Annotated in this window: 18 protein-coding genes and 1 tRNA gene; 12 read left to right on the forward strand and 7 right to left on the reverse strand. The window is 65.9% G+C overall.

The annotated features are described in order from the left end of the window. Positions 1-49: 49 nt before the first annotated feature. Genes D4Q52_RS15585 through rutD form a run of 7 tightly spaced genes read left to right on the forward strand, consistent with a single transcriptional unit; the run spans position 50 to position 5478 of the window. Entirely contained in the window at positions 50-1108 is a 1059-nt protein-coding gene (locus D4Q52_RS15585; protein WP_119857481.1) for an ABC transporter substrate-binding protein, read from the forward strand. A gap of 14 nt (positions 1109-1122) precedes the next feature. After that, on the forward strand, positions 1123-1809 hold the full coding sequence (locus D4Q52_RS15590) for an isochorismatase family protein (protein WP_119857482.1): 687 nt from the start codon (positions 1123-1125) through the stop codon (positions 1807-1809). A gap of 29 nt (positions 1810-1838) precedes the next feature. After that, entirely contained in the window at positions 1839-2225 is a 387-nt protein-coding gene (gene rutC / locus D4Q52_RS15595; RefSeq protein ID WP_119857483.1) for a pyrimidine utilization protein C, read from the forward strand. A gap of 29 nt (positions 2226-2254) precedes the next feature. Further along, entirely contained in the window at positions 2255-3067 is an 813-nt protein-coding gene (locus tag D4Q52_RS15600) for an ABC transporter permease (RefSeq protein ID WP_234831211.1), read from the forward strand. A gap of 8 nt (positions 3068-3075) precedes the next feature. Beyond that, complete coding sequence (locus D4Q52_RS15605; protein ID WP_119857485.1) at positions 3076-3891, forward strand: alpha/beta fold hydrolase; 816 nt, start codon at positions 3076-3078, stop codon at positions 3889-3891. Next, positions 3884-4669 carry an ABC transporter ATP-binding protein gene (locus D4Q52_RS15610; protein WP_119857549.1) on the forward strand — a complete coding sequence of 262 codons (786 nt, stop codon included), beginning with the start codon at positions 3884-3886 and terminating at the stop codon, positions 4667-4669. Before D4Q52_RS15605 ends, D4Q52_RS15610 begins: the two co-directional genes overlap by 8 nt. A gap of 5 nt (positions 4670-4674) precedes the next feature. After that, positions 4675-5478, forward strand: coding sequence for a pyrimidine utilization protein D (rutD, locus tag D4Q52_RS15615; protein ID WP_119857486.1), 804 nt, complete (start codon positions 4675-4677; stop codon positions 5476-5478). Here rutD and D4Q52_RS15620 read toward each other — a convergent pair. The 7 genes from D4Q52_RS15620 to D4Q52_RS15650 all read right to left on the reverse strand — a co-directional run bounded on the left by D4Q52_RS15620 (position 5461) and on the right by D4Q52_RS15650 (position 14926). After that, positions 5461-6093 (reverse strand): hypothetical protein, encoded by a 633-nt coding sequence (locus D4Q52_RS15620; protein WP_234831212.1) that lies wholly within the window; start codon positions 6091-6093, stop codon positions 5461-5463. The genes rutD and D4Q52_RS15620 overlap by 18 nt on opposite strands. A 245-nt stretch (positions 6094-6338) precedes the next feature. Further along, complete coding sequence (locus D4Q52_RS15625; RefSeq protein WP_234831216.1) at positions 6339-7958, reverse strand: ABC transporter permease; 1620 nt, start codon at positions 7956-7958, stop codon at positions 6339-6341. A gap of 223 nt (positions 7959-8181) precedes the next feature. Further along, positions 8182-9195, reverse strand: a complete 1014-nt coding sequence (locus D4Q52_RS15630; protein ID WP_119857488.1) for a Fe(3+) ABC transporter substrate-binding protein — start codon at positions 9193-9195, stop codon at positions 8182-8184. Positions 9196-9354: 159 nt separating this feature from the next. Next, complete coding sequence (locus tag D4Q52_RS15635; protein ID WP_119857489.1) at positions 9355-9558, reverse strand: hypothetical protein; 204 nt, start codon at positions 9556-9558, stop codon at positions 9355-9357. 526 nt (positions 9559-10084) lie between these two features. Then, the gene (locus D4Q52_RS15640) at positions 10085-10795 is read right to left on the reverse strand and encodes a Crp/Fnr family transcriptional regulator (RefSeq protein WP_119857490.1); all 711 of its coding nucleotides are present in this window, start codon (positions 10793-10795) and stop codon (positions 10085-10087) included. Between the two features lie 179 nt (positions 10796-10974). Next, positions 10975-11523, reverse strand: a complete 549-nt coding sequence (locus tag D4Q52_RS15645) for an REP-associated tyrosine transposase (protein ID WP_119857491.1) — start codon at positions 11521-11523, stop codon at positions 10975-10977. Between the two features lie 139 nt (positions 11524-11662). After that, positions 11663-14926 carry a PAS domain-containing protein gene (locus tag D4Q52_RS15650; RefSeq protein ID WP_119857492.1) on the reverse strand — a complete coding sequence of 1088 codons (3264 nt, stop codon included), beginning with the start codon at positions 14924-14926 and terminating at the stop codon, positions 11663-11665. Positions 14927-15272: 346 nt separating this feature from the next. Between D4Q52_RS15650 and D4Q52_RS15655 the strand changes: the two genes are divergently transcribed. From D4Q52_RS15655 to D4Q52_RS15675, 5 genes are all read left to right on the forward strand, one after another. Beyond that, complete coding sequence (locus tag D4Q52_RS15655; RefSeq protein WP_119857493.1) at positions 15273-15656, forward strand: phasin; 384 nt, start codon at positions 15273-15275, stop codon at positions 15654-15656. Between the two features lie 219 nt (positions 15657-15875). Further along, complete coding sequence (locus D4Q52_RS15660) at positions 15876-16307, forward strand: phasin (RefSeq protein WP_119857494.1); 432 nt, start codon at positions 15876-15878, stop codon at positions 16305-16307. Between the two features lie 156 nt (positions 16308-16463). Next, positions 16464-16540 (forward strand) — tRNA-His (locus D4Q52_RS15665). 248 nt (positions 16541-16788) lie between these two features. Next, positions 16789-17013, forward strand: coding sequence for a hypothetical protein (locus D4Q52_RS15670; protein WP_119857495.1), 225 nt, complete (start codon positions 16789-16791; stop codon positions 17011-17013). Between the two features lie 96 nt (positions 17014-17109). Further along, positions 17110-17496 (forward strand): hypothetical protein, encoded by a 387-nt coding sequence (locus D4Q52_RS15675; protein ID WP_119857551.1) that lies wholly within the window; start codon positions 17110-17112, stop codon positions 17494-17496. The last annotated feature ends 53 nt before the right edge of the window (positions 17497-17549 follow it).

Raw genomic sequence — 17549 nt, forward strand, 5'->3', positions numbered from 1 at the left:
CTTCTCCGTCCTTAGTCTGGCGGCCACAGGCCCCAACGGAGGACGCGTCGTGAAATCTGAGCGCACAGCCACCAAGCTTTACACCGGCGCCGCCTCGCGGCGGACCGTCCTGCTGGGGGCGAGCGCGGCCGCCATGGTCGCAGCCTTCGACCGGCTCGGCAGCCCCGCCGCCGCCCAGTCGCTGAAATCCATCAAGGTTTCCGAGGCGATCCACCTCGGCATGTATGTGTCGGTCTACGCCGCCAAGCACGGCGGCTTCTTCAAGAAGCACGGCCTCGACGTCGCCGTCAGCTCGGCCGGCGGCATCGCGCTGGCGCTGCCGGTGGTGCTGTCGGGCAATGCCAGCTTCGCCGTCACCGGCGCCGGCATGTCGGTCAACGCCGTCAACGAGGGCGCCAAGGTCAGCAACATCGCCAAGGTCGTCGGCGGCGTCGCGATGTGGGCGGTCGCCAAGCCCGGCACCAAGGTCGGCAACATCGCCGACTTCAAGGGCAAGACCATCGCCACGCTGCGCTTCCCATCCTCCACCATCCAGACCCCGACCTTCGCCATGAAGGACCGCGGCGGCTACGATCCGGAGGCCAGCGGCGTCAAATTCCTGCAGCTGCCGCAGGGCGCGCAGGCGCAGGCGGTGCTCGACGGCCGCGCCGAGTTCGCCACGATGTTCGAGTGGGACGTCTCGATCGCCAAGGAGAAATTCGGCCTCGAGCCGGTGTTCGCCTTCGCCGACATCATCGGCCCGTTGTCCTGGACCACCGCGATGACCCAGCGCGAGGTGATCGAAAAGGATCCGGCGATGGTGCAGGCGTTCTGCGACGCGCTGGCCGAAGCCCAGGCGGCGCTGCAGACCGACCGCGAGCTGTTCGTCAAAGCCTCGGTCGCCGAATTCCCGCAGGTCGGCGAATCGGTGATCCGCTCCGCGGCCGGCAACCTGCTCGACAACTCCGCCGCCATTCCGAAGAACCCGACCATCTCCAAAGCCGAGTGGGACGCCGACATGGCGTTCGAACTCGCCGGCGGCTCGATCAAGTCCGCACGGCCCTACGAGGAAATGGTCGACAACAGCTTCGCCGAAAAGGCGACCGCCAAGGTCGGCAAGGCCGGCTGAAGATCGAGAGCATCATGTCCAAGCAATTGTCCGCCCGTCCCGAGGCCGTCGATCTCGACGCCGCCGCCACCGCGCTGATCGTCGTCGATATGCAGAACGGCTACTGCTCGCCGGGCGGTTACTTCTCGCATCTCGGCGTCGATCTGGCGCCGACCCAGAAAGTGATCCCGGCGATCGCGCGGCTGGTTGCGACCGCGCGTAGCGCCGGCATTCAGGTGATCTGGCTGCAAAACGGCTGGGATCCGGAGCTGAAGGAGGCCGGCGGGCCGCATTCGGTCAATCAGCGCAAGGGCAATTCGCTGAAGCTGATGCGCAGCCGCCCCGAGCTTGCCGGCAAGCTGCTGACGCGCGGCGGTTGGGACTACGAGCTGGTCAAGGAGCTGAAGCCGGAGCCGAATGATCTGGTGGTGCCGAAGCCGCGCTACAGCGGCTTCGCCGGCACCGCGCTCGACAGCCTGCTGCGCAGCCGGCGGATCGATACGCTTTTGGTGTGCGGCGTCGCCACCAATGTCTGCGTCGAATCCACCATCCGCGACGCGTTCTTCAAGGAGTACTTCCCGGTCCTGGTGCGCGACGCCTGCTATCAGGCCGGGCCGGAATTCTGCCAGCAGGCGACGATCTACAACGTCGAGAGCTTCTTCGGCTGGAGCTCGACCGTCGACGACGTCGCCCAGGCGCTCGCCTCCAGCATCGCCGCCTGATCCTCGCTTCCGACAACCAAGGAGTGTCTATGCCGTTCGAAGTCATCATTCCGCCGGGCTCGCCGCCGCCGCTCGCGCCCTACAGCCCCGGCACCAAGGCCGGCGGTTTCATCTACGTGTCCGGCACGCTGGCGATCGGCCCCAAGGGCGAGACCGTCGGTGCCGGTGATGCCACCGCGCAGACCCGGTTCGTGCTGGAATCGATCAAGTCGGTGATCGAGGCCGGTGGCGGCACCATGAAGGACGTGGTGTTCAACCAGATCTTCCTCAAGGATCTCGCCGACTACGCGGCGATGAATGCCGTCTACAAGGAGTACTTCCCGGAGACTCCGCCGGCGCGTTATTGCATCCAGACGCCGCTGGTGCGTCCGGAATTCCTCGTCGAAATCGCCACCACCGCTTACGTCGGAACCTGACCATGGCCAACGCGGAGATCGTAGGTCGCATGCCCGAGCAGACAGCCGACCGGAAGCCGGCCAAAGCCTCGCAACGCTCGATCTCCGCGCCGTGGTTCGCGCGGGGCAAGATCCTCGTGCTGCAGCTGCTGCTGATCGGCGGTTTCCTGCTGCTGTGGGAAGTTGCGATCCGCGCCGAGTGGATCAAGGTCTATCTCTACGGCCAGCCGACCGGCATCTGGCGCGAGCTGGTGAAGGGCTTCACCACCGGCACGCTGCTCAACGACACCTGGGTCACCGCCAAGGAATCGATCCTCGGCTTCCTGATCGGCAGCATCGCCGGCTCCGCGGCGGGCTTGCTGTTGTGGTTGTCGCCGACTGCGGCCGCGGTGCTGCGGCCGATCTTGATCGCGCTCAACGGCCTGCCGAAGATCGCGCTGGCGCCACTGATCGTGGTGTGGTTCGGCGTCGGCATCGAATCCAAGATCGCGGTCGCCGCGATCATCACCTTCATCGTCGCGATGATCACCAGCTATGCGGGCACGCAGGAAATCGATGGCGACTACCTGAAGATGCTCAAGGCGCTCGGCGCCAGCCGGCTGCAGATGTTCCGGATGGTGATCGTGCCCGGCTCGCTGCCGTGGATCGCCTCGGCGTTCCGCCTCAACATCGGCTTCGCGATGATCGGCGCGGTGGTCGGCGAATACATCTCGGCCGATCAGGGCCTCGGCTATCAGATCTACTACGCCGGCACGCTGTACAATCTCAACGCGGTGTGGGGCGGCATTCTGGCGCTGATGCTGCTGGCGGTGCTGCTCGACGGCGCGGTCGGCTGGGTCGAACGCCGCATGAAGTGGCGCTGAGGCCCGCCATGCCGATCGCTCAATTATCGGACGTCGCGCTGCGCTACGAGATTGTCGGCTCCGGCGAGCCGGTGCTGCTGGTCGCCGGGCTCGGCGGCTCGGCGGGCTACTGGGTGCCGAATGTCGACGCCTTCGCGGCGCGTCACCAGGTGGTGCTGCACGATCATCGCGGCACCGGCGGCAGCACGCGGTCGGAGATGGACTATTCGGTCGAACTTTTGGCCGACGATCTGCTGCGGCTGATGGATCAGCTCAAGATCGACAAGGCGCATCTGGTCGGCCATTCCACCGGCGGCGCGATGGGCATCGTGCTCGGCGCCAAGGCGCCGGAGCGGATCGCCAGCCTCGTGCTGTACGCCACCTGGGCCGAGCTCGACGCGCAGATGGAGCAGTGCCTCAGCCTACGCCGGCGGATCCTCCGCGCCATGGGCGAGGCGGAGTATCACCGCGCCACGCCGCTGTTTTTGTATCCGCCGTACTACGTGCGCGACCACAAGGCCGATCTCGAGCGCGAGGTCGCGGCCGCCGTCGCCGCGAGCCCGTCACGCAGCATCATGGACGCCCGCGCCAAGGGCATCATGGCGTTCGACGGGCTGCGCTATCTCGACGCCATCCGCTGCCCGACGCTGGTGCTGGTGGCGCAGGACGACATCCTGACGCCGCCATATTCGTCCGAGCTGATCGCCGCCCGCATCGTCGGCTCCGAACTCGTCGAAGTGCCGCGCGGCGGCCATGCCTTCTCCCGCGTCGAGCCGGCTGAATTCAACAGCCTGACGCTCGACTTCCTTGCCGCTCATCCGATCGGGACCCATGCTCATGTCTGACGCCAACATCGTGCTCAATGCCGAGAGGGTCGGGATGACCTTCGAGGCCGCCAACGCGCCGCCGGTGACGGCGATCGCCGATATCGGCTTTCAGGTCCATCGCGGCGAGATCGTCGCCATCGTCGGCCCGTCCGGCTGCGGCAAGACCACGCTGTTCAACATCATCGCCGGCCTGTTGAAGCCGACCGACGGCCGCGTCGAGGTCAACGGCGAGCCGGTGCACAGCGCCACCGGCCATGTCGGCTACATGCTGCAGAAGGATCTGCTGCTGCCGTGGCGCACGGTGATCGACAACGTCATCATCGGCCTGCAGGTGCGCAACACGCCGCGCACGAAGGCTGAGGCGATCGCACACGAGCTGATCGAGAACTACGGCCTCAAGGGTTTCGAACACAGCTATCCGTCGGAACTGTCCGGCGGCATGCGGCAGCGCGTGGCGTTTATGCGCACGCTCGCGTTCAGCCCGGACGTGATCCTGCTCGACGAGCCGTTCTCGGCGCTCGACAGCCAGACCCGGCTGGTGCTGCAGAGCGACGTGCTGCGCATCATCCGCGAGCGGCAGTGCAGCGTCGTCCTGGTGACGCACGACGTCGGCGAGGCGATCACCATGGCGGACCGCATCGTGGTGATCACCAGCCGGCCGGGCCGGGTGAAGTCGATCCATCCGGTGAACATCGCGCCCGAGCAGCGCCATCCCTTGAAGATCCGCAAGCTGCCGGAGTTCACCGCGCTGTACGAAACCATCTGGTCCGAACTCGGCATCGATCTGGCGGCGTGAGCGACATGAACGCAACTGATAGCGGCGTGCTGACCACGCAGATCATCGGCCGCACCGAAAAGGATGCGCCGACCATCGTGCTGTCGGCCGGCCTCGGCGGCGCTGGCGCATTCTGGCAGCCGCAGTTCGGGGCGCTGACCGAGCAGTTCCGCATCGTGCTGTACGATCATCGCGGCACCGGCCGAAACGCGGCGGCGCTGCCCGAAGGCTACAGCATCGGCGACATGGCGGACGAAGTCATCGCGCTGCTGCGCGCGCTGCAGATTGATCGCTGTGCCTTCATGGGCCACGCGCTGGGCGGTCTCGTCGGGCTCGAGCTGGCCCTGCGCGCGCCGCAGCTGCTCGATCGCCTGGTGCTGGTCAACGCCTGGGCCGCGCCCAATCCGCATAGCAAACGCTGCTTCGACGTCCGCCGCGATCTGCTGCGCCATGTCGGCGTCGAAGCCTATGTCCGGGCACAGCCGATCTTCCTGTATCCGCCGGTGTGGCTGGTCGCCAACGCCGACCGCGTCGCGGAGGAGGAGGCCCACGGCGTCAAGCACTTCCAGGGCGCCGACAATATCGAGCGCCGGATCGCGGCGCTGCTGCGCTTCGACGTATCGGACCGGCTCGGCCAAATCGGGCATCGCACGCTGGTGCTGGCGACCAAAGACGACATGCTGGTGCCGTGGACCTGCTCGCAGCAGCTCGCGGCCGGCTTGCCGAATGCCGAACTCGTCGTAATGCCTGAAGGCGGCCACGGCGTCACCGTGACAGATGCCGAGGCGTTCAACCGCGTCGTGCTGGATTTCCTAGCGGCGGCCGCCTGAGAACATCGGCGACTCGCCGGGGAGCAGATTGGAGCGGATGTCGCTGTCGACGGCGCCGTTGGGCTGGACGTAGCCGGCCGAGAACGACAGGCTGAGATTCGACGTCGGGCGGATCTCGACGCCGGCATGCACCGCGGTCGCCGCGGTGTTGCCGCTGGAGAAGCCTGGGGAGGTCAGCGAGGTGAATACGTCGGGCTGATACTTCAGCTGATCGACGCCGCCGAACAGCGTCATCGGCGTATTGCCTACGCCCTTGAAGTTGTAGCCGTACTGCGATCCTTCGACGGCGAGCGAGCCGAAATTGCCGAACGCCCCTGCGCCGCCGATCCCGCCGACGCCGCGCCAGTTGAGGCCGCTGCTGAACGCACTCACCGGCGTGCTGTAGGCGCGCGCGACGAAGCCGGTGCGGAAGCCGTCCTCATCCGGCTCGGATGCGGTGAAGCCGGGTACGTCGCCCCAGCTCAGCGGCTGCCAGCTCTCGGTCGCTCCGCCGCCAAAGCCGAACGGCCCGCCCGGCACCCAATAGCGGATCGGCGCCGACTGCGCCGACGCGGCCTGCGCGCCGAGGCTGAGCAAGGCGGCAGCAAGGCTGATCCTGATCACGGGGCGAAACATCCGATTGTCCATCATGGCCAGCAAATTATACGCGGGCGCTCAAACCGAAACCAGCCGGTGCAGCGCATCGCCGCATCGGTGGGCGGTTCCATTTTCAATGCGATGACGGCGCCAGCATGGCGATGCCCTTGTCGGGCACGACCTCTGCGTCATTGCGAGGAGGCGAAGCCGACGAAGCAATCCAGCCCCCGTGAACTGGGCTTCTGGATTGCTTCGCTTCGCTGGCAATGACGAGAGACGATGCCTCACTCCGCCCGATCCGAAAACCGCGTCAGCCAAATCACCGGCGGGATGCTGGCGGCGACGATGATCAGGGCGGCGAGGGCGCCGTCCTCGAAGCTGCCGCGGCTGGCGTATTGGTAGATCGAGGTAGCCAGCGTGTCGACGTTCAGCGGCCGCAGCAGCAGCGTCGCCGGCAGCTCCTTGAGGCAGTCGACGAATACCAGGATCGCGGCGCCGACCAGGGCCGGCCGCAGCAGCGGCAGATCGACCTTCGCCAGCGTCACCAACCGCGACGCGCCGGCCGCGCGCGCCGAGTCGTCGTAGTCGCGCGGGATGCGATCGAAGCCGGCCTTCAGCAGACCGGTCGGCACGGCCAGGAAGCGGATCACATAGGCGGCCACCACCGCGCCGCCCGAGCCCATCAGCAGCAGGCCGGGCGACGCCAGGCCGAGCACTTGCGCGGCCGAGGCGATGGTGCCGTCGAGCGCCAGCAGCGGCGCCAGCAGGCCGAGCGCCAGCACCAGCCCCGGCAGCGCATAGCCGAGTTGAACGATCGACGCCGCTATGCTCGCGGTACGGCCCGGGCGCCAACGCAGAGCGAGGATCACGATCAGCGCCAGCCCGAGCGCCAGCAGCGTCGCGACCGACGCCAGCGTCACGGTATGCAGCGCGTCGCGCCACAGCGCGTCGTCGATCCGGCCGGCGAGGGCGCGGCGCAGGCTTTCGCCGAGCAGATAGGCCGCCGGAATCACGAAGCCGAGCAGCACCGGGACGGCGCACGCAACGCTCGCGAGCGCGCTCTTTTTCCCCCGAAGCAGCCGGCGCGGCCGCAGCCGCGGATTCTCAGCGGAGAGCTCGGTACTGATGCTGCGGCGGCCGAGACGCTCGATGGTGATCAGCAGCGCCGCGAAGCTGAGCAGCACCAGCGACAGCTGCGCGGCGCCGGCCAGGCTGCCGCGATTGAGCCAGGTGGTGAACACCGATACGGTCAGCGTCCGGACGCCGAGATATTCGCTGGCGCCGATATCGTTGAGCGTTTCAAGCGCCGCCAGCGCCACGCCGACCGCGAGCGCCGGCCGCGCCATCGGCAGCACGACGCGGCGCAGGATGGTGAAGCGGGAGGCGCCGAGCGTGCGCGCCGCCTCGATCGGATCGGCGCTCTGCGCCGCAAACACCGCGCGTGCCGACAGATAAACGTAGGGATACAGCACCACCGACAGCAGCAGCACCGCGCCGGGCAGCGAGCGCAGCTGCGGCAGCCAGCGCACCGCGCTTGTCGTCGGCATCACCAGGGCCAGCAGGCGGTGCGCCAGCCCGAGCGGCTCGAACAAATCCACATACACATAGGCCGACAGATAGGTCGGCACGGCGAGCGGCAACGGCAGCAGCCACAGCAGCAGCGCGCGGCCGGCAAAATCATGCGACGACACCAGCCAGGCGGTGCCGGTGCCGATCAGCAGCGTCAGCGTGCCGACGCCGATCAGCAGCCACGCCGTGTCGCGCAGCGTCTGCGGCAGCACATAGGCGATCAGATGCGGCCAGATATCCGCGGCCGGCTGCAGCGCCGTGATCGCCAGACTGATCACCGGCGAAGCGACGATCAGCGCGGTGAGCAGGGCGATGGCGAGGGCGGTGAGTTCAATGCGGGAGGAGGGACGACGGAGGGAGCGCGCCGGGGGAGGCGTGGCCGTGCCCTCTGCTTCCCTCTCCCCTTGTGGGAGAGGGTGCCCGAGCGCGGCGAGGGCGGGTGAGGGGCTGCGTCGCAGCGCTTCGTCCCGCCCCCTCATTCGTCTCGAATTCCCTTCGCTCATTCGAGCCACCCTCTCCCACAAGGGGAGAGGGAATCGGCGTGTGTCCCGATCATCGTCAGTTGTCGAACCCGACCTTGTCGACCAGCGTCGAGGCGGTTTTGCGCTGCGCGGCGATCTCGGCGATCGGCAGCGAGTCCGCCGTCAGCTTGCCGTAGCTGGCGATGGTCGGGTTGAGCGGCACGCCGGGACGGATCGGGTATTCGTAGTTGGCGTCGGCGTAGATCTGCTGCGCCTTCTCGCCGGCGAGCCATTCGATCAGCTTGAGGCCGTTCGCCTTGTTGGGCGCGTGCTTGGCGAGCAGCACGCCGGACAAATTGACGTGAGTGCCGCCGCCCGCGAAGGTCGGCAGGATCACCTTGGTGGCTTCCGCCCACGGCTTCTTGTCGGGATCGTTGTTCATCATCAGCGCCCAGTAATAGGTATTGCCAATCCCGATGTCGCATTTGCCGGCCGCGACGTCGCGCGCGGTTTCGCGGTCGCCGCCTGACGGCTTTTGCGCCAGATTGGCCTTCAGGCCGCGCAGCCATTCCTCGGCCTTGGCTTCGCCGTGCTTCGCGACGTAAGCGGCGAACAGCGCGTTGTTGTAGATGTGCTGGCCCGAGCGAATGCAGATCTTGCCCTTCCACTTCGGATCGGCCAGCTCCTCGTAAGTAATCGCGTCCTGCTTGACGCGGTCCTTCGCGGCGTAGATCACCCGCGCCCGCATCGAGATGCCGGTCCAATGACCTTTCGGATCGCGGTAGCGCGGCGGCACGGTCTCGTCGATGACCGCGGAGCCGATCGGCTGGGTGATGCCGGCTTGAACCGCTTCGTCGATCCGGCCGATGTCCACCGTCAGCAACACGTCGGCCGGGCTCTTGTCGCCCTCGGCCTTGATCCGCTGCTCCAGCCCGGAACTCGCCGAGATCACGTTGACGGCGATGCCGGTGTCCTTGGTGAATGCCTCGAACAGCGGCTGCACCAGCTTGGTTTCGCGATAGGTGTAGACGTTGACCTGCTCGGCGGCACCCGCCGGCAGCGGCAAAAGGACAGCGACGATTGCGAAGGCAGCGGTGCGGATGCGGCTCATGCGACAGGCTCCTGAGGGGCTGACGGGACCCGTGTCAGTATCTCAGAGGGGGCAGGGCCGAGCAGCGACGCAATGTCGCGATTAGAGCGATTCCAGCTTTCCAATGAGGGAGTTGCAGGAGGCGGGCAGAGTTTGATGGGCGGTCCTGCAGAGGGCCGTTCAGAACAGCCGGGTGCCTTCGCCGCTCTGGCAGGACGGGCACTTGCAATTGTGAAAATTGACGTCGGCTGCGAGATATTCTTCGCCGCAATGGATGCAGGCGATCCGCAGATGCGGACGCTTGTCGGTGCTGACCGTGCGGTCGACCAAATATTGCCCAAGCGCATTCTGATCGCCGACAGCGACGTGATAGTTCGCAACCATGGCGTCCTCCGCATCTCGCGTCTGCGAAATAGTCTAGCACACAGTCCGCAGGGGAAGGCAAATGTGATTATGGCGATCGGACACGCGGGCCTCCTTCCATAAAACTTCCCTTAAATGAACCGGTTACCGTCAATGCTCGGCAAATCACAGCGTCAGTTGGGTGAGCGCCGATTTCGGCGTTGCCCGCAACCCGGCAACAGCGTCGCTGCGGATCGCGCATCAGGCGGAAGCGGGGATCGGTCAGCGGCAGGCCGAACAGCCTTCGGCTTTGTGCCGCGGACGAAGTCGGACGCATCGGCGTGGTCGAGACAGGTCGCGTCGATTTCCTGACGTTGCCGTCGAGATCGAGCCGGGTCGCAGAGGTGTTAGTTGCACCGCGTTGGTACTTGGCCGGATCGGAGATTCGCGAAGGTCGCGAGCGGCGTTCGGTTCAAACGTTGGCGCTGCACGACGTTCTGCGGGGTGTGACCACGCATGCTGGCACGATGGAGACGACCATGCTCATTCATCGCGCCCGCGTCGTCGATCAGGGCGCCTTGCCCTCGGGCGCCTGCTCGGCCAGCACCACGAGCTGATGAGGCTCGCGCAGCACGATCTTCTGCCGACCGCTCTCGATCAGTCCGCGTTGTTCCCAGCCGGACAGCAGGCGGCTGATGGTGTGCAGCGTGGTGCCGGTCATCTGCGCGATATCCTGCCGGCTGATCGGGAAATCGATCTGCACGCCGTTGTCGACCTGGCGGCCGCTCTGCTTGGCGAGCCGCAACAGCGCGTGGGCGACACGCTGTTCGACCTGCTGGGTCGACATCTCGATGACCCGCGAATGGGTCTCCTGAAGCCGGCTGCCGACGGTGCGCAGCGTGTTGGTTGCGAGCGAGGGATAGCGCTCAACCAGCCGCGGCCAGGCCGCGGTCGGCCACGCCAGCACGATGCTGTCGTCGACCGCCGTCGCCGTCGCGGGGTAGCGCGACAGCCCGATCGCCATCGCGACGCCGAGCGTCTCACCGGGCGATACGTAGCGCACCACGACCTGCTCGCCCGCCAGCGTGACTTTGCTGGCGCGAACGTGGCCGTGCAGCAGCACGTAGAACGAATGCGCGTCCTCGCCCTGCTCGAACACCTTGCCGTTCTTGGGAATCCGGATGGAGCGCGCCTCCAGCAGGATGGCGTCGAGCTCGGCCGGCGCGAACCCGGCAAACAACGGCAGCTTAGCAACCAGAGAGGTGTCGATCGTCGCCATGCGTGTCTCGGGCTTTGCAGTCGGCAGCCACCTAAATCGCGACCGCGGATCGGAGCAAGAGAAATATAGGGTGGGCCGTCATGGGTAGGGCGGATAAGCGAAGCGCCATCCGCCGAGCCTCGCCGATCGTCCTCGCGATAAAGAGCTCGTGAAGCTAATGACGCCTTCGGCTCTCAGTCTCACGGGCGGGAAAGTTCGTTGGGTTCACCATAGTCGCCGGGTGCTGCGCTGTCGCCCGCCCAATCAAGTGGAAACAAGCCAAGCTTCACATCCCGATGAAACGAGGAGTAAGGCCAGTCCTGAACACGACTAACCAGACCGTGCTTAACCGGGTTGATATAGCAGTAGTGGATATGACGCGCGAAATCGTCCTCGGTCCTGATGAGATGTTCCCAGTAGCGTCGCTGCCAAATTCCGCGTTCGCGACGTGACCGCCTTGTTGGATCGCAGTACTCAATATGTGGCAGTGCCTTCGTGAAGTGTTTTTTGATCGCCCGCCACCGAGACGAGAAGTTTGCGTCGCCGTCCGGCAGCGTCCAGACGGTGTGGATATGATCCGGCAGAACTACAATGGCATCGATCTGAAAAGGAGATCTGGCTCGAACAACGCGCACCGCTTCGCGCAGCAGATCAATCTCTTCGATGAGGAGGGGGAGGCGTCGATCGTGAAGGTTCACTGTGAAGAACCAACATCCTCCCTTCAGCCATGCGCGGCGGTAATTGGGCATTGGACGACAGTCCCATCCGCAGACCTTTAGCGCACAATCTAGCGTTTTCTGTAGATCAGCGCATCCGCTTCGTTCGTGGTGAGGATGGCGGATGACGCCTTCGGCTTATCCGCCCTACGGATATGCTCTGTTGCTCCCCTCACACCCCTACCGGCGTGCGTGAAAACACCACTTCAATCAGGGTGCCGGACTGCGGTGCGCTCTTGATGTGGAATTGAGCATGGTTGGCTTCCACCAGCGCCTTGGTCAGCGACAGGCTGACGCCGGCGGCCTCGGAGCGGTCGCTGGGGGCCGGAGTGCTGAACGGCTGCAAGGCGGCGGCGAGTTCGTCGTCGTTGAGGCGATGGCCGGTGTCGCGGACGCGCAGCACGACCTCGCCGAAATCGCTCAACGCGGTCGAGACGATGACCTGGCCGCCAGCATTGGCGAGATGGATCGAGGTGCCGATCAGATGCATCAGGATCTGTCGCAGCGCCTGCGCGTCGGCGACGACGGGCGGCAACGCGTGCGCCAGCGAGGTGCGGATGATGATGCGCTCGCGATTGGCGCGCGGCTGCATCACCGCAACGCACTGCTCGACAACCTCGTTGAGATGCTGGCTGGTGAAGTCGAGCTCGAGCTTGCCGGTTTCGATCTGCGACAGATCGAGCAGATCGCCGACGATGCCGATCACGCGCTCGCCCGAGGCGCGGATGTCCTTGAGATAGTCGCCATAACGCTCGTTGCCGAGCGGGCCGAAGCGCTCTTCGATCATGACTTCGGCGAAACCGATGATGGCGTTGACCGGCGTACGGATCTCGTGACTGAGGCGCGCCAGCACGTCGGCCTTGGCGCCGGCGGCGCGCTCGGCCAGCTTGCGCACCTGGCCGAGTTCGGTTTCGATCCGGCGCGCCTGCGACAGGTCGCGGAAGACCGCGAAGTAGTTCGGGCCATCGGGCCGGGTGCGGCCGATCGTCATGGTGAGCGGAAACAGTCCGCCTTCGCGCACGCGGCCGAGTGCTTCGAGGCCGTGGTCGAGCAGGCTTTCGGCGCTGCCGGACTTCACGCTGGCGAAGTAATCGTTCACCACATTGGTGCTCTCCGGCGCGAACAGATCCGGCAGCGAGCGCTCCACCAACTCGGCGCCGTCATAGCCGAACAGCGCCTCGGCGCTGCGATTGCAGGCGCTGATGTGCCCGTCGGCATCGAACATCAGGATGCCTTCCGCGGTGGTGTCGAGGATCGCGCCGAGTTCTTCGGCATTGACCTGGCCGGCTTCGGATGACGCGGCGCTCTCTGCCTCCTCAACATCGGCGACCAGCTCCGGGGCGACAACGGCCGGCGCGTCTGGCGAAAAGATCAATGCCAGCGCCTGCTCGCCATCCCAGGTGATGGTGTGCAGCCGGCCCGCCGCCGGCGAGGAGTGCGCGCTCGCGACGGTGATCGGCGCGCCGACTTCGGAGGTGCTGCTGGCGCCGCCGCTGCCTTCTTCGACATACAGCGCGTCGAGCCCGCCGGCTTCGTCGAGCTCCGTGACGCTGGCGAACCCGACGCGCTGCAGGAACGCGCCGTTGGCGTAGAGCAGGCGGTCGAGCCGATAGATCAGCACGCCCACCGGGATCAAATCCATCAACACGCGATCGTGGGCACTGCTCCCCATGGCCGGCGTCGCCGGCGGTGTCAGCCAGTCGGCCTGCGGCGCGGCAGGCTCCGAAACGGAGGTCTCGTCCGTGCTGGTCTCCGCGACGCCTGATGCGTCGGCGCGCTGCCCGCCGTCGTCATGCTCGGCCGGCGCGCTGATCTGATCGTCGTTGGACGCCTGCGCGAACAACAGATCCGCGGCGCCGGCGGCTTCACTTTCCAGCCGTTCGGCGAGCTGGCGCGCGAGCTCGTTGAATGCGCTGTTCTCGACCGGCGTCAGCGCGGGCGAGCGCGCATCGTTGGCGGGCCGGAACGGCAAGACGTTTCTCGGGGGTTCCACGGCGCTATCCGTTTCTAGGGTCTGGTGAGTTGGGTCCGCCGCAACAGGCTGGTCGGCGGCGAGCAGCGACGCGTCGGGCGGCGTCGTGCCGGCGGAGAGCGACTGCGGCGGGTGTTGGTCTGAGCTGCCGTGCTGGCGGAGCGCGGCGAGATGATCGAGGCCGGCGAGATCGCGGCACACGCCGGCGCCGCGATAGCCGACCAACAGGCCGTCCCGGTTCTGGATCGGCAGGCCGGACATCTCGATCGGCAGCCGAAGGCTGGTGCCGTCCGCCGGCCAGTGCAGCGTGACGCCGCTCCAGGTCTGGCGCCGCGCCACCGCCTGCGCGAACCGGTCGTCGGGATCGAGATCGAGCGCAGCCCGGATCTCGGCCCAAGGCCGATCGAGGCCGGCCGCCGTCTGCGGGCCGATCAGCCGGATGAAATCGTCTGACTTCAGCGTGAAGCGCTGATCGCCGTCGAGTTGCCAGACGAAACGCAACGGATGCCGCCGCGGCGGCACCGGTTCGAGAGGTGCCGGCTCGGGAGGCTCCGGCTCGGGAGGCTCCGGCTCGGCAGGCACCGGTTCGGCAGGCGGCGGCTCGGTCGTCCCCGGTTCGTCGGCGACCGGCTCGACAAATGGGGAAGGTTCTTGGGACGGCGCGTCGGGCGCCTCGGGCGGCGGCAAGGCGTCGGCTTCGACCTGATCGGCCACGCTCTCGGCAATCGGCGAGAGCTGTTGACTTGCATCTGCGGCCGCCTCGGCCGGAGCAGGATCAATGGGTTCTGATGCAGCAACGTCCGCTTCCACCGGCGCGAGCGGCTGCAGCAGTGCCACCAGCCCGACGTCGCTGCCGCTGCCGACGCGTTGCAGGACCATGCGGCCGACGCCGACCGGGGTCTCGGCGCGGCCGCTGCGCAGCGCCTCGGCGCGCGCTTCGTCGAGCCCGGCCTCGGTGAGGTTGCGGAAGCCGAGCAGGGTTCGGGCGGCGGCGCTGGCGCCGACGAACAGGCCGTCGCGGGCGAAAGCTGCCATCGGGGTGTCGAGGCCCTCCACCAGCGCGCGCAGCCGATCGAGCAGCGGCATCGGGCGCCCGACCGGCTCGACGGCCGCGATCAGGACGCCGGCGCCCCCGTCGGCAAACTCCATCCGCGCACAAGCGCAAGTAAGCAGCCCCCCCACCCGCGCGCCAAAGCCCCGCAGCCGCTCCAGCCGCGTGGCGCCGTTTGGCGGGAGACGGCCAGCCAGATGCACGACGAGGCGACGCTGCGGATCGGCGGGGCCGAAGTGCCTGGCGCCAAGCGCATTGGCATTGTCGGCGCCGAGCAGCCGCGCGCCGACCGGATTGGCCCACAGCACGCGGGTGCCATCGACCGACCACAGCCAGACCGGCAAAGCCCGAATGGCGTGGGCCGCTAGCCGAGGATCGTCGACCCCTCGCAACTGAAAATCCCAACTGGTCATCGATGCTCGTGCGCGGCGGTTTTGGTCCGGTTCAAGCGCCGGAGCAGCTTTGCGCCGCGGCCGGTCAAGAAGCTTAACAATTCATTATCGCTTTCGCGCGCCGTCAGGTCCACGCTTGCGGCTGCGCTGTCCCAAGCTAAGCGGCGATAACCTTAATTTGGCCGTGAGGCGGCCGAACCCTGGTGCGCAAGTCGGCGTTGTAAGGGAGACCGCGTTGTAAGGTTGCAAAAATCCTTTGTTGGGTCACGATGACAAGGATGCGGTCACACGGCTGATGCGAAGCTGGCGTTATCGTAAGGCAGGCTCAATTGGGCCGTGAAGCGGCCTCTCGGAACAGGAGTGGACCATGGATCAGGACGGGCGGGACCGGTTCGAAATTCCCAAGGAAATGCGCTCCATCGCGGAAGCCAGCTTCGATCAGGCCCGCAAGGCCTTCGAGCACATGCTGTCCAACGCGCAGCAGACCGCCACGACGATCGAGGATCGCGGCGCGGTTGTCCGAGCTAACGCCAAGGACATCACCACCAAGGCCGTTGGATTTGCCGAGCGCAACGTCTCGGCGGCGCTGGACTATGCTCAGCAGCTCGTCCACGCCAAGGACTTGGGAGATGTGTTGCGACTGCACAGTGAATACGTTCAGGCCCAAATGAAGGCGCTGGCGGAGCAGGCCACCGAACTTGGCCATGCGGTAAGCAAAGCCGCCCAGGACGCTGCCACACCCAAAAGTTAAGTGGCACGAAAATACCGCGTCGGTCACACCGATGGCCTAAGTGGCGCACAATGTGGCAGTGCGATGCATTTTTATGTTGCATTGCACAAATTTCGTGTCATCATCCTCGCATAGGATGACCGAAAGCGGTCGATCCAGTTTTAGGCCCGCTACGCTGGCCCTCTTTTAAGGGGCTCCGCGCGTGGGTGACTTGGATTTTTCATCAGGAAGGGCGCCCCTATGGCCGATTCGAACGATCCGTTCTCTACCGTCATCCCGTTTCAGCTTCCCGAGCAGGTTCGCGCATTTGCCGAGAAAGGCGTTTCCCAGGCTCGCGAGAGCTACAGCAAGCTGCGTGATGTTGCCGAGAGCAACAACGGTGCCATCGAAGCTGTGTTCACGTCCGCCAGCAAGGGCGCGACCGACTACTCCTCGAAGGTGTTCGACTTCGTGAAGACCAACACCACCGCCAGCTTCGACTTCGCTCACAGCCTGATCGGCGCCAAGACGCTGCCGGAAGTGCTGGAAATGTGGACGTCGCACGCCAAGAAGCAGGTCGAAGTCCTGACCTCGCAGACCAAGGAGCTGACCGAGCTGTCGCAGAAGGTTGCGGCTGAGACCGTCGAGCCGATCAAGGCCAACGCCTCGAAGATCTTCAGCACCGCCGGCTGAGCCGATCCGAGAGAAGCGAATATCGAAGCCCGGGACCTGTCCCGGGCTTTTTTATCGATCCGCCCCTCGACATTGGTCGGAGGGCGCAACGCGGTCTTGCCAAAGCGCGGCGTTGCACCTAGTTTCCGCCCGTTCGCGGCCCGAGCCGCGCCGGATGCAGTTGTAGCTCAGTTGGTTAGAGCGCCTGTCTGTGGAACAGGAGGTCGGTGGTTCGAGCCCACCCAACTGTACCACGTTATTCCCCAGTTCTCCTTCGCTCGCTGGTCCGGCAACCGACGTCCGTCTGGTTCGAGATCGGGCGAAGCGTCGATCGTGATCGATCCGATTGCACGTCGGTTCCTGACGGGAAGCGTGACACGTCTCGATCGTTCGCCTCGAGGCCCAGCCAATCTGCTGAGCGGACCTCGCCAGGCTCTGCGACGCGCGGTGGAACGAGGCCCCGCGCGGCACGTTCCTTTCGCCGGAGCGGAGCAGGGAAGCGATGGCGGAATACCAACCCAGCAATGAAGCGATCGCCGTGCTAGTCGACATTGCGCGTACGGCCGGGCGCGACTTGAACGCCGGGCAGCGGCTGGAACTGGATCATCTGATTTCGCAAGGATTCGCCGCGATTGTGCCGAACGAGCAGGGACAGCGGAGCTACGAGGTCACTGCGAAGGGCCAAGATCTGCTCGATCAGCGCGGCGTCGGCGCCAACGAATCGTAACGCGCTGTCGGATGATCGATTGTTCATGGAGCTGGCGGCCAGTTGCTCTGGATCGAAGCACGGCAGATACATACGTAGAGGCGAATGGAGAAACCCATGAGCGACCTCGATCACCGCGCTGAAATCGAACGCCATCTTGCGTGGTTCGAGTCCAAGCTGCCGCCTAAGCCCGCTCGATTCGTTGGGTGGTTGCGCAAACCGTCTTCGCGCTATGTGCGCCTGCCGGTCGGTGTGGCGTTGGTTGGCGGCGGGTTGCTCAGCTTTCTTCCCATACTCGGGCTCTGGATGCTGCCGCTCGGCCTTGTCCTGATTTCGCAGGACATCCCGGTGCTCGAAAAACCGACAGCGCGGATACTGAGCTGGCTGGAACGAAAGTGGCTCGAGCACCAGCGCAAGCGCGGCGTCGACGCCATGCCGTTCGACCCTGAACAGCACGCCCGCGATTCGGCCGCGGATTCTGCGGCAAAGCGGCTCAGCGCCTAGCATGCACGCAGCCGGATGTCCGTGTGACTCAAAAGCCGCCGTAACGCTGCAAT

The sequence above is a fragment of the Rhodopseudomonas palustris genome (assembly GCF_003591005.1).
Lineage (GTDB): Bacteria > Pseudomonadota > Alphaproteobacteria > Rhizobiales > Xanthobacteraceae > Rhodopseudomonas > Rhodopseudomonas palustris_K.